This window comes from Enterococcus sp. 9D6_DIV0238 (assembly GCF_002174455.2).
GTDB lineage: Bacteria > Bacillota > Bacilli > Lactobacillales > Enterococcaceae > Enterococcus_L > Enterococcus_L dunnyi.
This window is the reverse complement of sequence record NZ_CP147246.1, coordinates 953,547-967,819: the sequence shown is the minus strand read 5'-3', so window position 1 is coordinate 967,819 and position 14,273 is coordinate 953,547. Positions and strand designations below refer to the sequence as shown.

The window sequence follows — 14,273 nt, the reverse complement described above, 5'->3', positions numbered from 1 at the left end:
GAAATCAAATGAGTCAGTTGTTGGTATTACAAGCAGAACATGAGGAAATAAAGAATACAGCAGATGCAATCAAGTATTGCTATCAAAAAATTATTATTGATCAAGAGTGTCGAGAACGATATTTAGAGGATCTGAGTCGTCTATTCGAGGAAGAAACACCGAAACGTTTTTTAAATACATTTAAACAATTACGCGCTTTTTCATATGGTCGGAGCAATTGGTGCTGGCTGGAGATCAGTGAAGACGATCTTCAGCAGTTATCATTTAAACATGCCGCATTCTTTTGGGGTGGATTGACCTGCCATCCCAATGGGTATATCAGAGAATTTGCTTTGTCAAAATTGATTGAAGAGAGCGAAGAAGTACCGCTTCGTTTTTTATTAGTGATGTTGAATGACCATCTTAAGATCTTGCGGGAACGAGCGTCCAAAGAGATCACTGGAAAGAATCGATTCATTTCAGAACAAGAATTGATTTTTTGTTTGCCGTTGATCGATCAGCTGAAGCAGCTGACATATGAAGAAAATAGGATCATCTATAACCAACTGCAGAAATCAGTTTTAGAACGCCCACAGCTATTATTGAACGGGCAACGAAATTTCGATAGTGATTGCGCCAGAACAGCTTTTAAATGGAGCTTTTTACTAGAGGAGAACGATCGAAAACAAACGATGAGAAATGGGTTAGTCAGTAAAGATCGAGTTATTTTAGTCTGGACATTTCGGGAAATTCAAAAAGAAAAGATATGGGAGGAACAATACCTAGACGAACTATTGAACCATCACAGTATGATCATTCGTAAGTTAGCTTGTGAATGGTGTTATAATAATCGCTTGAAGGATCGACGCATGATAGCGAGACTTTTAGATCGAACAACCGCAATCAAAGAATTGGCATTAGCATACGTGAGGAAGCATTTCCCAGAAATCGACTGCAGAGCTTATTATCTTACGAAAATGGACACCCAGTTAAACAGTGCGGTCCATGGCTTGGCCCTTTTACAAGATTGCAGAGATCAAGAGCAGATGTTGTCTTTACGCCATGCTAAGCAAAAGAAAATTAGGTTGTCAGTGTTGAACTGGTCCAACTGTTTACCATTAGAAGAACAGTTGTCTTTAGCTGTCGACTATGTCTCTGATTCTTCTAGAGAAGTACGTAAAAAAGCAATAGAGCGACTGATCCAAAATTATTCGCTGGCAATCAAAGAGCAACTGTTGCCGATGTTTCAAGAAAGAAAAGAGCTATCTACGCAATTGTCGATCATTAAAATCTTAGCAGCTGAAAATAGAAGGGATTATTTCTTCGATTTAATGCTACTTTACAAAGAGGCTGCTGATCAGCAAGTAAAAAATCAAATTGAAAAACAACTGAAAGACTGGTGTACAGGCTGGAACCAACGTTTCTTTTTTCGATTCAGTTTAAAAGACAAAGTTGAACTGGCTTATTTGCTAAATAAGAATCATATGCACTATTCAGAAAATCTAGTGACGCTCGTTTTAGCTGTTATTAAGTCTAAGTAAATGAAAAAGGAGAATGAAAATGACTATTTTTAACTTATTTAAAAAAAAGCAAAAGGTAACGTCGCCAAATGCATTTAATTATCCTAGAAATGAAGAAGGAATAAAGCAGGTGATCGCTTGGCTCAAAACAGCTACAAATGTGATCCTTGATATAAATGAGGATAGACATATCAGTGTTGGTAGTATGCCGGACGGAAAAACATTTTTATATGCGTACACAGATGTCAGTCAACATGTTCCGGCCTATAAAAAAAATGATCGCTTTATCGCTTTGGATTTCGACGGTATCGTTAAGCTTTTTGAGGAGAATCTAGGAATTGATTTTTTATGGCTTAATCCGAACACAGATAGCGTACAGTTGAATCGATCTGTTTTTTCTTCTCATCATGTCATTAAACAAGATACTAAGATTCATATTGGTTTACCTGCTGAACGACCTGAGGCAATCATTGATTTTTTAGTTGCTTATGCCAAAAATGACCCTTCGATCAGTGCTATTTATTTGGGATTTATGAATAGACAAGATGAATTTAGCTACGCTGTTTTTATTGATAGTGAAAGAGCAAAAGAGATTGTACCTGAAATCGGTCCGAAAATTGGAGAAATTTGTTTGTCTAGCAAAGCCCTCTATCCAGTAGATTTTATGTATGATAACTTTTTAAATGAAGAGCAGTACCAAATCTATGAAAAAGGAACCGCCAATCAATGAAAGTACACAATCATAACTTGAATATTCACTATACATTGTCTGATAGCTACTGGACACGTCTTCAACTCCTTTATACAGAAATGCCGCAGTGGAAAGGCTACTATGAGGGGATTCCAACTTGGTTTGCCAATGATGAAAATGAAGAGATCATTGAGGTGTCTGTAGAACCAAGCGGGCTGCAATTTTATGCTAGATTATCCGATGATGACTGGAATGCTTGGTTTACGCTGTTTAAAGAACAAGCAACAGCTATACTAGGGTTTAAAGTTGGAGAACCAGAAGATGGATTTGATTTTTTTATGATTTGACGAGATAAAGTGCAAACGAGACTAAATAAAAAGGAGCTAGTGCTAAGTAATAAGCAGAGGAATCATTTATTTTTTCGATAAAAAAGTGATGTTCAATTGCTGACTTATGTCTTAAAAGGAGTCTTTTTTATGTTAGCCTCGTTATTTGCTGATCAATATAGTGTATTGAAACGAAGTTTTTAGAAGAGAAGATGATGGCTATTAAAGACTATTCTTTTTCTTTTTTTGATCATAAAGAAATTTTATTTCTTTTTTTATACAAAAATATTGAAAAAAAAGTTCTTTAGCTGTATGATAGGTTTGTCGATGAGAGGAATAAGCATTGATTGACAGAACATGAATGTATATTGAAAACTGGAAAACGAAAGTAATGAAGGGAGAAAACAGAGAATTAGAGAGAGGCACTTGTTCATGTTTTACAGAAAAGGTTATATTTCTTCGTACGACAGGAAATGATTAGTGGTTGTGCAATTATGTTTTTTTATGATTTTTTGTAAGGGCTTTATGTAAGGGTTTTATAAATAAAATGAGTGTAAATTAGGAGATGAGTTTAGTGAAAAAGTTTACTGAGTTTATTGAAGTTCATTTAGCTGGACCGATGGCTAAGCTGGCAAATCAACGTCATTTACGTGCGATAAGAGATGGAATCATTGCCACATTACCTTTGATCATTATCGGATCGTTCTTCTTGATCATTGCCTTTCCGCCACTACCGGCCGGCTGGGGTGTAACACAGTTTTTAACTGCTAATGCCGCAACGATTCTGTTACCGTATCGAATGACGATGTATATCATGACGTTGTATGCTACCTTTGGTATTGGTGCAAGTTTATCTAAGACTTATAATTTGGATGTGATATCCGGCGGGATCTTATCTACGATTGCATTTTTATTAACATTTGTTCCAGTTAATATTCCAGCTGAGGCGCTGGATGCGGCAGGAACTGCTGGTTTTGTATTGCCAATGGCTAATTTAGGCGGCGGCGGTATGTTTGTCGGGATCATTACATCGATCTTAGCTGTAGAAATTTATCGTTTAACAGATAAATCAAAATTTAAAATCACGATGCCGGAACAAGTACCTCCAGCAGTTGCCAGATCATTTGAAACATTGACACCGACCTTGATCGTAATTTTAGGAATTTCTACATTGACTTACTTTATCGGCTTTGACTGGCATTCAACGATTTCAAAGATTGTAAGCCCTTTAGTGAGTGCTGCTGACAGCTTACCTAGTGTGTTACTTTTGATTTTCTTGATCACTTTTTTCTGGTCTTTTGGGATTCATGGCGTATCGATCGTTGGTTCCTTGGCTAGACCATTATGGCTACAGTTATTAGATGGCAATACTGCTGCGATGGCTGCTGGAAAAGAGCTGCCAAGTATTGCAGCTGAACCTTTTTACCAATGGTTCATTTGGATCGGCGGTTCTGGCTGTACAATTGGGTTAGCCTTATTACTTGCTTTTAAGACAAAATCGCAATTTGCTTCAAAATTGGGTAAAGCTACTTTAGCACCAGCGATTTTCAATATCAATGAGCCGTTGATTTTTGGAACACCGATCGTTTTGAATCCTATTTTGATCATTCCATTTATCTTAACACCGATGGTCACAGCAACGATTGCTTGGTTTGCTACACAGCTAGGCTTAGTGAATCGCGTGATTTTCACTGCACCATGGACGCTGCCTGGTCCGATCGGTGCATACTTGGCGACAGGCGGTGACTGGCGGGCAGCTGTATTGAATGTTATTTTGATCGTTATTTCTGTGGTGATCTATTACCCATTTGTGATGATCTATGATAACAATGAACTTGAAAAAGAGCATGCTTTGGGAGAAACAAATTAAGATAGATATACTGGAAATAGACTTAGGTGGATTTCCAGTTTCTTATTTTAGTTGGTTTTAGAAGAGAGGAAATTAGAATGACAAAGATCATATTTTTAACAGCAAGTGTTGTTTTTATTCTCGTTGGTTTATTCCTGACTCATTATTTAAAGAAGAAAAATTGGCTACCGAATCGTTGGTTGACTGGCTGTCTCGTTTTTTTGATCGTCTTGGTTCCTAGTTTACTATTTCCGAATATGTCAGATGGACTTCGGCAAATCATTTATGGTGTAAGCGGGATATTGGCAGTAGTTTTTTTTGAAAGCAGTCGACTAATAGCAGAACAAAAGAGAGTTACTTACGAAATGGAGCAAAAATAATGAGAAAACTTGGCTTATCGATTTATCCAAATCATAGCAGCGTAGAAGAAATCAAAAGCTATTTATCATTAGCAGCAACTTATAATTTCAAACGGGTGTTTACTTGTTTATTATCTGTTGATGAGGGGAAAGAAAAAATTGTTGCAGCATTTAAAGAAACGATTTTTTATGCTAAAGATCTAGGCATGGAAGTTATTGCAGATGTTAGTCCAAAAGTATTCAATGAACTTGGGATCAGTTATAATGACTTATCTTTTTTTAAAGAACTTGGAGCAGATGGGATTCGTTTAGATATGGGCTTCACTGGAAGCGAAGAATCGATTATGAGTTTTAATCCGCAAGATCTATCGATCGAATTGAATGTTAGCTCAGGCACGCGTTATGTAGAAAATATTTTAAGCTATCAAGCAAATGTAGATAAGTTATTAGGTTGCCATAATTTTTATCCTCATCGTTATACTGGTTTAAGTTATGAGCATTTTTTGGAAACAACAAAGGTTTATAAAGAACAAGGCATCCGAACCGCTGCTTTTATCAATTCTCCTACCGCCAAAGTGGGTCCTTGGCCAGTTGAGGAGGGGTTATGTACTTTGGAGCTGCATCGAAACTGGCCGATCACAACACAAGCTAAACATTTGTGGGCAACAGATTTGATAGATGATGTAATTATTGCTAATGCCTTTGCTTCAGAAGCCGAATTAAAAGCATTGAGTGAGCTTGATCCCTATCGTTTAACGTTTGATTGTGAGATCGATAATAGAACACCTGAGACGGAAAGAAATATTATTTTGAACGAGTTCCATTTTAATCGCGGAGATGTTTCCGACTATGTTATTCGTTCGACACAGAGTCGTGTGAAGTACAAAGGTCATGATTTTACGCCGTTTCACACGGTGGATATGCAAACTGGTGATATCATCATAGAGACATCATTGTATGCACACTATGCAGGAGAACTGCAATTAGCGTTATTACCTATGGAAAATTCGGGTAAATCAAACGTTGTTGGCAAAGTGACCATTGCTGATCAAGTTCTGCTGCCGTATATTAGGCCTTGGCAGAAATTTGCTTTTCATGAGGTCACTAGTCACTAAAGCAATGGAGACATTTAAAACTAAAAACAGTATAATAGAGGTGTAAAGAATGGTATATGCAGTTGGTTTGATGTCAGGAACTTCTTTAGACGGAATCGATGCAGCCTTAGTTGACATTAGCGGCAAAGATGAAGAGACGATGGTCAAGCTTCTAGCATTTTCCACATTGCCGTTTGAAAGAACTACATTGAAAAGAATTCGGGAGGCTCTTTCGTTAGAGTCTTCTGATGTTGAAAAGATCTGCTCACTGAATGTTGAATTAGGAGAACGATTTGCACAAGCGACTCTATTGGTGTGTGAAAAAGCAGGAATTTCAAGTGAAGAGCTAGAATTTATCGGCAGTCATGGACAAACCTTGTTTCACATTCCATTTGAGAGAGATGATTTTGTTGCATCTACCTTGCAAATCGGAGATCCCGCTGTTATTTGTGAGCGAACAAAGACGACAGTCATTTCAAACTTTAGAGAAAGAGATATGGCAGTTGGCGGACAAGGAGCACCGATCGTTCCGTATTCAGAATATGTATTGTACCAAAAAAGAGGCACCACAAGACTTTTACAAAATATTGGCGGGATCGGAAATGTTACCGTACTGCCAGAATCCGGGAAATTGACGGATATGATTGCATTTGATACAGGACCTGGAAATGTGATCATGAATGAATTATGCGTCCACTTTTTCGGTCAAGAGTACGACAACGATGGTTTTTACGCAAAACAAGGAACAGTAAATCAAGCTTTATTAGATGAATTGATGACACATCCTTATATTCAAAAGGCGTATCCAAAGACAACTGGACGAGAAGACTTCGGTAAACAGTTCACTATGGCTTTGATCGAGAAATGGCCATTAGATCCAGTAGATTTGATAGCAACAGCAACGATGTTCACTGCAAAGTCGATCACAGAAGCGGTTCGACCTTTTATAAAGGGTAAAACAGAGCTTATTATCGGGGGCGGGGGAAGTTATAATCCCACACTGGTTACGATGATCAAAGAAGAATTACCGGAAGCTAGCGTATTGATCCAAGAAGAGATCGGTTTTTCTTCTGAAGCCAAAGAGGCTGTTGCAATGGCTATTTTAGCAAATCAAACACTGCAGCATAGAAGCGGAAATGTCCCAAATGCGACTGGAGCAAAACGAGCAGTACCATTGGGAAGTATAACTTATTATTGAATGCAGGGGCGAATTTCTATGATTCGCCCTAATGTACATAAAAAGGAGAGCAGTAAATGAGTGGTGAAAATATTCAAGGTAGAATTATCAGTCTGTTGGATGTGCTGCCAAAATCTGAACAAAAAATAGGAAACGCGATTTTAGAAGATCCTGCAAAAGTGATCGATATGACAGCGGCAGAATTAGCCAACTATGCAGGGACGAGTCCAGCAACCGTTATTCGTTTTTGTAAGAAAATCGATGTGTCTAGTTTTACTCAGTTGAAAGTTCGTTTATCTGCTGAAATCGAAACACCTGTGTATGAAGGGTATTCAGATATCACAGCAAATGAATCGGTCGATGAAATCAAGACAAAATTATTAGGAAATGCCTATCAATCAATGCAGGAAACAGTCGCGTTATTAAATGAAGAACGAGTAGAAACGATCGTCGATCTGTTGGTCGCTGCACCGATCATTTATGTTTTTGGCATAGGGGCTTCTTATTTAGTGGCGGAAAACATTGCTCAAAAATGGAATCGGATCGGTAAAACGGTCGTTTGTGTACAAGACTCTCATGTTTTAGTGACGATTCTAGTTTCAGCTCCAAAAGATGCAGTCTTTTTCTGTGTTTCTCATTCGGGGGAAACGAAGGAAGTGCTGCGCTTAGTTGATGTAGCGAAAAAACATCAGCTGAAAACGATCGGCCTCTCTCAATTTGGCAACAACACGTTGACCAACAAGGTAGCCTATTCACTTCAGACGGTACGTTCAAATGAAGCCGTCCTTAGAAGTGCGGCAACAACCTCGTTACATGATCAATTTATTGTTGTAGATGTGTTGTTCTACGCTTATGCTTCTCGTAATTTTGACCGAACGTTGGAGATGATCCAAGAGTCAAAAGCCGAAGTACGAACTTATGAAAAATAAAAAAGCAGCAGAATCGGTCGTTTCGTGATTCTGCTGCTTTTTTATTTCTTATTTAAAATAGACACAAACACACTCAGGTGCATAAACATCTTTTTGGATCATTTCTAGAAGTCCAGTTTCTTCATCACGACGATAAAGAGTTAAATTGTCCGTATTTTGATTTGCTGCCACAACAAATTTACCAGAAGGATCTAAGTCAAAATCTCTTGGAATTTCACCTTCTGTTGAAATTAGCTGAATACGGTCGATCTTTTGACCATCTTCTGAAGTAGCAAAAACAGCAATCGAATCATGTCCACGGTTTGACGCATAAACAAAACGTCCATCAGCAGAAATACGAATCGCAGCACCGCCGTTAAATTCGTTGAACCCTTCAGGCAAAGTAGATACTTTTTGTACTTGTTCAAATGAACCGTCTGCTGCATTGTAGGCTAAAACAGTCACTGTACTGTCCAATTCACCAAAAAGATAAGCGATTTGATTCGTTGGATGGAAAACCAAGTGACGAGGACCAGTGCCGGGTTCTGCAATGTATTGTGCAACTTCTGATAACTTACCTTCAGCACTAACGTCATACGTATAGACACGATCTGTTCCCAGATCACAAACAGCCAAGCGACCATCTGGCGTTAAATCCGTATAATGTACGTGAGCATTGTCTTGATTTTCATGCGGGCCAGTAGGTTCATCATGGATGATCTTATCCGCATCTTCCAAGCTGCCGTCAGCTAAAATACGATAAACGTGAATGATTCCTTGATGATAATTGGCACCGAAAACCAATTGCTTTTCTTCATCAACTGAAACGTAACATGGGGGAGCACCAGCTTCCGTTACTTTGTTGATCAAGTCAAAATGATCGTCTTTTGCTTTGTAGGCTGCCATGCCGCCTTCTCCATCAACAGATGTCACGTTGAAAAGAGCACCCTTTTGATCTATGGTTAAGTAAGTAGGGCTAGTTTCTTCTACTAATAAGGAAGCTTCCGAAAGTTTTCCTTGATCTGTATCAAGTGCAATTTGATAGATCCCTTTACTTACTCGACGAGTATATGTTCCTAATAAAATCTGTTCCAGCATGAAATTCCCTCCATTTTTACTGCTGTCTAGTAAAGCTACAGCAAATCATTTTTTCTATTTTAGTATAACATAAGTATTGCTTTATTTATAAAAACTTTACAAATCCAATGTTCGCATTTTCACTTGTTTTGTGCTATTATGTTTTAAGACTGTATGGACAGTCATTTTTAATTTAGAGAGGTGACATGCATGTACGATAATACAAATAACAATGGTGCAGTCCGCTGTTCATTCTGTGGTAAAACACAAGAAGAAGTGAAGAAGATCGTTGCTGGACCAGGTGTCTATATTTGTAATGAATGTATCGACTTATGTAAAGAGATTATTGATGAAGAATTTTACGATGAAGCCGTACGTGAACTAACAGATGTCCCAAAACCTCAAGAAATTTTGGATGTCTTAAACGAATATGTTATTGGACAAGATCAGGCAAAGCGCTCATTGGCAGTAGCTGTCTATAATCACTATAAACGTGTAAATCAATCAGAAAAGTCAAGCTCTGAGGATGTCGAACTACAAAAGAGCAATATTTGTTTAATTGGCCCAACAGGTTCTGGGAAAACATTTTTGGCTCAAACATTAGCTAAAACATTGAATGTACCATTTGCGATTGCTGACGCGACGAGTTTAACAGAAGCAGGTTATGTAGGGGAAGATGTTGAGAACATTCTCTTGAAGTTATTACAATCTGCTGATTTCAATGTGGAGCGTGCAGAAAAAGGAATCATCTACATCGATGAAATCGATAAAATCGCTCGTAAAAGTGAGAATGTTTCGATCACACGTGATGTTTCTGGTGAAGGCGTTCAACAAGCCTTACTTAAAATTTTGGAAGGAACTGTTGCCAGTGTGCCGCCTCAAGGTGGACGTAAACACCCGCATCAAGAATTTATCCAAATCGATACAACGAATGTACTATTCATTGTTGGCGGAGCTTTTGACGGTATCGAAGGAATCGTAAAAAATCGTTTAGGTGAAAAAACGATCGGTTTTGGTACAAATAATAGTAAAGTCAATGAAGATGAAAGTATCATGCAGCAAATCATTCCAGAGGATTTATTGAAATTTGGTTTGATCCCTGAATTTATTGGACGTTTACCAGTAACTGCGGCATTAGAAAAATTAACGACAGATGACTTGGTCCGCATTTTAACTGAGCCTAAGAATGCATTAGTGAAACAATACCAAAAACTATTATCATTAGATGATACAGAATTGGAATTTGAAGAGGATGCTCTTCGTGCGATCGCTAATAAAGCAATTGAACGAAACACTGGTGCCCGTGGACTTCGTTCGATCATTGAAGAGATCATGATGGATGTCATGTTTGATGTGCCTTCAGATGATACGATCGAAAAAGTGATCATTACAGAAATGGCAGCAGACGGGACCGGAAAACCTGCGATCATCTACGATAAAACAGATAAAAAAGCAGGCTAATCATTTACAAGACAAAACATTGATTGTTATGTACATGACGAGACGGAAGTTCAGCTTATTCGGATAGACACGGAGCTGAACTTCCGTTTTAGTCTTTTATGTTAGGAGGTCAATACATGCAAGTTCATAATGCTGAAATTATTATTAGTGCTGTTTCGCCAAAACAATATCCAGAAACAGAATTGCCGGAAATTGCTCTAGCTGGCCGCTCAAATGTTGGCAAATCTTCATTCATCAATACGTTGGTCAATCGAAAGAATTTAGCCAGAACTTCCGGTAAACCGGGGAAAACACAAACGCTTAATTTTTATTTGATTGAAGATGCATTGCATTTTGTCGATGTTCCCGGATACGGCTATGCGAAAGTTTCAAAGACTGAGCGGGCCAAATGGGGTGAGATGATCGAGACGTATATGACAACAAGGGAACAATTAAAAGCTGTTGTTTCACTAGTCGATCTACGTCACGCACCGACGCAGGAAGATATTCAAATGTATGAATTTTTAAAATACTATGAAATTCCAGTGATCGTGGTTGCAACTAAAAAAGACAAGATTCCTCGTGGAAAATGGAACAAACACGAAAGTATCATCAAGAAAGCATTGAATTTCGATAAGTCTGACGACTTCATTCTTTTTTCTTCCCAAACGAAAGAAGGCAAGGAAGAAGCTTGGCAGGCGATTGAAAAATATTTATAAAAAAAGCTTTGACTTCTCGAAAGAGTTGTCAAAGCTTTCTTTTTATTGCTCTTTTTTCTGTTCTTCATTTTGCTCAGCTTTAGCTTCTTGCTTTTCTAGTTCTTCTTTAGGCATTTCGATTTTTTTAGGATCTACCGCAAAAGCGTCGAATAATTTATCTAAATCGTCTTTTCGTTCGAATTTTAAACCCATCGTTGCTTCTCTCCGTTCCATTGATTAGTGATATGTAATAAAGTTACTTGTCCCTATTTTAGCACCCTTTTAGAGATTTGAATAGTTTTCTTTTTCAGAGTCAAAAAGGAATCTAAAAATGTTTTTATTTTGTTCCAGCAAACTTGCATTCGGCGTTAAAACAGGGTATAGTTTTTGCGGATAGAGAAAAGAGGGACGAAATGGCAAAAAATGTTTTTGTTGGAACGGTGCGCTTTTACCAACGTTTTATTTCACCAGGACTACCAGCCAGCTGCCGTTATCATCCAACTTGTTCCCAATATATGATCGATGCGATTCAAACACACGGAACGATCAAGGGAGTGACGATGGGGACAGCCAGATTTTTACGTTGCCATCCATTGACTAAAGGCGGTATCGACTATGTCCCATTAAAATTTAGTTTAAAAAGAAATCCGGATCAGGAATATCATGGTCCGTATAATTATAGAAGGAATAAGAAAAAAAGATAAGGATGGGTGTTTAGGATGGCGATTTTGACATTTGACTTTGGCGGCTCAGCAGTAAAACATGGTGTATGGAATGGTCAGGAGATCATTGATAAAGGAAAGTTTACTACACCGAAAACATGGGAAGAAATGAAAGCGTCTTTATTAACTGTTTTTACAGAGACAAAGACTACGGTTGAAGGCGTTGCGTTGAGTGCACCAGGTGTAGTGGATGTAGAAAAACAGATGATCAACGGAATATCTGCGATACCGTACATTCATGGCTTCAATATTTTTAAAGAATTGGAAGCGCTGTTCAAACTACCTGTAGCGATCGAAAATGATGCCAACTGTGCAGGGATGGCGGAAATTTATGAGGGCGCTGCCAAGGGAAAACGGGAAGTCGCTTTTGTTGTGATCGGGACAGGGATCGGCGGTGCGATTTTCCATAAAGGTCAGATCGCCAAAGGAGCGCATCTTTATGGCGGTGAGTTTGGACTGATGTACTTGGATCAGGGAAAAACATTCAGTCACTTAGGAACAGCAGTTCAGATGGCTTGGCGTTACTGTAAACGAAAAGGTGTAGCGAAAGAAACTTTTTCGGGTGAAGAAGTATTTGCGTTTGCAAAAGCAGGAGATGAGTTGGCGATCGAAGAGGTCAATAACTTTTATGACTATTTAACCCAAGGGCTGTTTAGTATTCAATTTTCACTTGATCCGGAAATGATCGTTCTAGGTGGCGGTGTTTCAGCTAAAGAGGGATTGCTGGATGAAATCGACCGTCGAATGAAGAAAAAACTTGCTCAGTTTGGTTTGAATGATTTTGTTCCGCAGATCGTGACTTGTCAATACAATAATGACGCAAACTTGATTGGAGCAGCGGCAAATTTCCAAACGACGCATCAAAAAAATGAAAATCAATAGACGTTGATCACTCAAAAAAAGGCAAAGGAGATTTCTCGTTTTGCCTTTTTTTTGCTGGACGTATTGTCAAATCAGTTAAGACTAAAACAAGAAGTTTTTTCCAATAATTTGAATTATAGAAATTTTCTGAAAATTCATTGACATTTCTTTCGTTTTTGATTATATTTGTATACATACTCTTTAATAATTATATATGCACGGAGAATTATTCAGAGGAAATACAGACTCAAGTCGTACGAGTGTTGTTTTTTTCAATGGTAAAAACGCCCGTTCAACTTTTAAACTCAAGGGGGAAACAAGATGAAAAAATTTAGTTTTTTATTTGCCAGTCTATTTTTACTAGCAGCATGTGGACCAGCAGCTGGCGGAGGCGCAAGCGGCGGTGGAAATAAGGTTGAAGGAGATACGATCAAAATCGGGATGAATATGGAGCTGTCTGGCGATGTTTCAGCATACGGGAATGCTGAAAAAGAAGGTATCAAGCTTGCAGTTGAAGAAATCAACGAATCAGGCGGTGTACTTGGTAAAAAATTAGAATTGATCGAAAAGGACAACAAATCTGAAAATGGTGAAGCAACATCAGTTGCAGCCAACCTAACTGCAAAAGATAAAGTAGTAGCTGTTGTGGGACCAGCGACTTCTGGTGCGACAAAAGCAACGATTCCGAATATGACAAAAGCAGCAGTGCCAGTCATTACACCATCAGGAACAGATGACAGTATCACAGTTGCGAATGACAAGGTGCAGGAGTATATCTTTAGAGCCTGCTTCCAAGATACATTCCAAGGGGTCATCTTAGCAAAATTTGCTCAAGATAATTTGGATGCCAAAAATGTTGTGATCATTGGGGACAATTCAAGTGATTATGCGATTGGATTGACAAAATCCTTCAAAGATACGTACAAAGGAAAAATCGCTAAAGAAGAAACATTCACTGCAGGTGACAAAGACTTCCAAGCAATCTTGACGAAGATCAAAGATCTTGATTACGATGCGATTTATATCCCAGGTTACTATGCAGAAGCGGGCTTGATCATCAAGCAAGCGCGTGAAATGGGCATCGATAAACCGATCCTAGGTGCAGATGGTTTTGGTGATGAAAAATTAGTTGAGATCGCCGGGGCTAAAAATGTTTCTGATGTGTATTACACAGGACACTTCTCAGAGAAAGCACCTGCAACGGATAAAGTAGAACCATTCGTAAAAGCGTTCAAAGAAAAATACAGCAAACAGCCATCTGCGTTCAATGCATTAGGCTATGATTCAGTTTACATGTTGAAACAAGCAATGGAAGACAAAGATTCTGCTGATTCAAAAGATATTACAGAAGGCTTGGCTTCATTGAAAGATTTCGTTGGGGTAACTGGTAAAATGACAATGGATAAAGACCACAATCCTGAAAAATCAGCTGTCGTATTAGGATTGACAGAAGGCAAAGAAACGTCTGCTGAAGCAGTAAATCCTTAGTAAAATATCAATAGCAAATTTAAAGAGGGTGAGACAAGTTTTTACGTTTTGTCCATCCTCTTTTTTCTTTAAACAAACAATTAT

Annotated in this window: 15 protein-coding genes; 13 read left to right on the top strand and 2 right to left on the bottom strand. The window is 38.3% G+C overall.

Features of this window, described 5'->3' with window-relative positions; all coding sequences use genetic code 11:
• The first annotated feature begins 8 nt into the window (after positions 1-8).
• The 8 genes from A5889_RS04575 (at position 9) to A5889_RS04540 (ending at position 7,924) form a co-directional block, all read left to right on the top strand.
• Positions 9-1,520 (top strand): hypothetical protein, encoded by a 1,512-nt coding sequence (locus tag A5889_RS04575; protein WP_087641247.1) that lies wholly within the window; start codon positions 9-11, stop codon positions 1,518-1,520.
• A 19-nt stretch (positions 1,521-1,539) separates the two neighbouring features.
• On the top strand, positions 1,540-2,229 hold the full coding sequence (locus A5889_RS04570; protein ID WP_176372841.1) for an enhanced serine sensitivity protein SseB C-terminal domain-containing protein: 690 nt from the start codon (positions 1,540-1,542) through the stop codon (positions 2,227-2,229).
• On the top strand, positions 2,226-2,537 hold the full coding sequence (locus A5889_RS04565) for a hypothetical protein (protein ID WP_087641249.1): 312 nt from the start codon (positions 2,226-2,228) through the stop codon (positions 2,535-2,537). Before A5889_RS04570 ends, A5889_RS04565 begins: the two co-directional genes overlap by 4 nt.
• A 544-nt stretch (positions 2,538-3,081) precedes the next feature.
• Positions 3,082-4,386 carry a PTS sugar transporter subunit IIC gene (locus A5889_RS04560; RefSeq protein WP_087641250.1) on the top strand — a complete coding sequence of 435 codons (1,305 nt, stop codon included), beginning with the start codon at positions 3,082-3,084 and terminating at the stop codon, positions 4,384-4,386.
• 77 nt (positions 4,387-4,463) lie between these two features.
• On the top strand, positions 4,464-4,745 hold the full coding sequence (locus tag A5889_RS04555; protein WP_087641251.1) for a hypothetical protein: 282 nt from the start codon (positions 4,464-4,466) through the stop codon (positions 4,743-4,745).
• On the top strand, positions 4,745-5,839 hold the full coding sequence (locus A5889_RS04550; RefSeq protein WP_087641252.1) for a DUF871 domain-containing protein: 1,095 nt from the start codon (positions 4,745-4,747) through the stop codon (positions 5,837-5,839). The genes A5889_RS04555 and A5889_RS04550 overlap by 1 nt, the downstream gene beginning before the upstream one ends.
• 49 nt (positions 5,840-5,888) lie before the next feature.
• Positions 5,889-7,016 carry an anhydro-N-acetylmuramic acid kinase AnmK gene (gene anmK / locus A5889_RS04545; RefSeq protein ID WP_087641253.1) on the top strand — a complete coding sequence of 376 codons (1,128 nt, stop codon included), beginning with the start codon at positions 5,889-5,891 and terminating at the stop codon, positions 7,014-7,016.
• A 56-nt stretch (positions 7,017-7,072) separates the two neighbouring features.
• Entirely contained in the window at positions 7,073-7,924 is an 852-nt protein-coding gene (locus A5889_RS04540; protein ID WP_087641254.1) for a MurR/RpiR family transcriptional regulator, read from the top strand.
• A gap of 48 nt (positions 7,925-7,972) precedes the next feature.
• Here A5889_RS04540 and A5889_RS04535 read toward each other — a convergent pair whose 3' ends face one another.
• The gene (locus A5889_RS04535) at positions 7,973-9,001 is read right to left on the bottom strand and encodes a lactonase family protein (protein ID WP_087641255.1); all 1,029 of its coding nucleotides are present in this window, start codon (positions 8,999-9,001) and stop codon (positions 7,973-7,975) included.
• 189 nt (positions 9,002-9,190) lie between these two features.
• Between A5889_RS04535 and clpX the strand changes: the two genes are divergently transcribed.
• Together clpX and yihA are read left to right on the top strand one after the other, a co-directional pair.
• Positions 9,191-10,441: an ATP-dependent Clp protease ATP-binding subunit ClpX gene (gene clpX, locus A5889_RS04530; RefSeq protein ID WP_087641256.1), complete on the top strand. Its 1,251-nt coding sequence runs from the start codon at positions 9,191-9,193 to the stop codon at positions 10,439-10,441.
• Positions 10,442-10,557: 116 nt separating this feature from the next.
• Positions 10,558-11,139 carry a ribosome biogenesis GTP-binding protein YihA/YsxC gene (gene yihA / locus A5889_RS04525; RefSeq protein ID WP_087641257.1) on the top strand — a complete coding sequence of 194 codons (582 nt, stop codon included), beginning with the start codon at positions 10,558-10,560 and terminating at the stop codon, positions 11,137-11,139.
• Between the two features lie 42 nt (positions 11,140-11,181).
• Here the strand turns inward: yihA and A5889_RS04520 are convergent, their stop codons facing one another.
• Positions 11,182-11,331: an SPJ_0845 family protein gene (locus A5889_RS04520; protein ID WP_087641258.1), complete on the bottom strand. Its 150-nt coding sequence runs from the start codon at positions 11,329-11,331 to the stop codon at positions 11,182-11,184.
• Between the two features lie 200 nt (positions 11,332-11,531).
• On the opposite strand from A5889_RS04520, the gene yidD reads away from it, so the two are divergent.
• The 3 genes from yidD to A5889_RS04505 all read left to right on the top strand — a co-directional run bounded on the left by yidD (position 11,532) and on the right by A5889_RS04505 (position 14,189).
• The gene (gene yidD, locus A5889_RS04515; RefSeq protein ID WP_087641259.1) at positions 11,532-11,822 is read left to right on the top strand and encodes a membrane protein insertion efficiency factor YidD; all 291 of its coding nucleotides are present in this window, start codon (positions 11,532-11,534) and stop codon (positions 11,820-11,822) included.
• A 15-nt stretch (positions 11,823-11,837) separates the two neighbouring features.
• Positions 11,838-12,722: an ROK family protein gene (locus A5889_RS04510; protein WP_087641260.1), complete on the top strand. Its 885-nt coding sequence runs from the start codon at positions 11,838-11,840 to the stop codon at positions 12,720-12,722.
• A gap of 300 nt (positions 12,723-13,022) precedes the next feature.
• Positions 13,023-14,189 carry an ABC transporter substrate-binding protein gene (locus A5889_RS04505; RefSeq protein ID WP_087641261.1) on the top strand — a complete coding sequence of 389 codons (1,167 nt, stop codon included), beginning with the start codon at positions 13,023-13,025 and terminating at the stop codon, positions 14,187-14,189.
• Positions 14,190-14,273: the final 84 nt, after the last annotated feature.

Bases quoted from the DNA above. Each gene is read 5' to 3' on its own strand.
- A5889_RS04575 (WP_087641247.1), top strand. From the start codon at position 9: ATGAGTCAGTTGTTGGTATTACAAGCAGAACATGAGGAAATAAAGAAT.
- A5889_RS04570 (WP_176372841.1), top strand. From the start codon at position 1,540: ATGACTATTTTTAACTTATTTAAAAAAAAGCAAAAGGTAACGTCGCCA.
- A5889_RS04565 (WP_087641249.1), top strand. From the start codon at position 2,226: ATGAAAGTACACAATCATAACTTGAATATTCACTATACATTGTCTGAT.
- A5889_RS04560 (WP_087641250.1), top strand. From the start codon at position 3,082: ATGAGTTTAGTGAAAAAGTTTACTGAGTTTATTGAAGTTCATTTAGCT.
- A5889_RS04555 (WP_087641251.1), top strand. From the start codon at position 4,464: ATGACAAAGATCATATTTTTAACAGCAAGTGTTGTTTTTATTCTCGTT.
- A5889_RS04550 (WP_087641252.1), top strand. From the start codon at position 4,745: ATGAGAAAACTTGGCTTATCGATTTATCCAAATCATAGCAGCGTAGAA.
- anmK (WP_087641253.1), top strand. From the start codon at position 5,889: ATGGTATATGCAGTTGGTTTGATGTCAGGAACTTCTTTAGACGGAATC.
- A5889_RS04540 (WP_087641254.1), top strand. From the start codon at position 7,073: ATGAGTGGTGAAAATATTCAAGGTAGAATTATCAGTCTGTTGGATGTG.
- A5889_RS04535 (WP_087641255.1), bottom strand. From the start codon at position 9,001: ATGCTGGAACAGATTTTATTAGGAACATATACTCGTCGAGTAAGTAAA.
- clpX (WP_087641256.1), top strand. From the start codon at position 9,191: ATGTACGATAATACAAATAACAATGGTGCAGTCCGCTGTTCATTCTGT.
- yihA (WP_087641257.1), top strand. From the start codon at position 10,558: ATGCAAGTTCATAATGCTGAAATTATTATTAGTGCTGTTTCGCCAAAA.
- A5889_RS04520 (WP_087641258.1), bottom strand. From the start codon at position 11,331: ATGGGTTTAAAATTCGAACGAAAAGACGATTTAGATAAATTATTCGAC.
- yidD (WP_087641259.1), top strand. From the start codon at position 11,532: ATGGCAAAAAATGTTTTTGTTGGAACGGTGCGCTTTTACCAACGTTTT.
- A5889_RS04510 (WP_087641260.1), top strand. From the start codon at position 11,838: ATGGCGATTTTGACATTTGACTTTGGCGGCTCAGCAGTAAAACATGGT.
- A5889_RS04505 (WP_087641261.1), top strand. From the start codon at position 13,023: ATGAAAAAATTTAGTTTTTTATTTGCCAGTCTATTTTTACTAGCAGCA.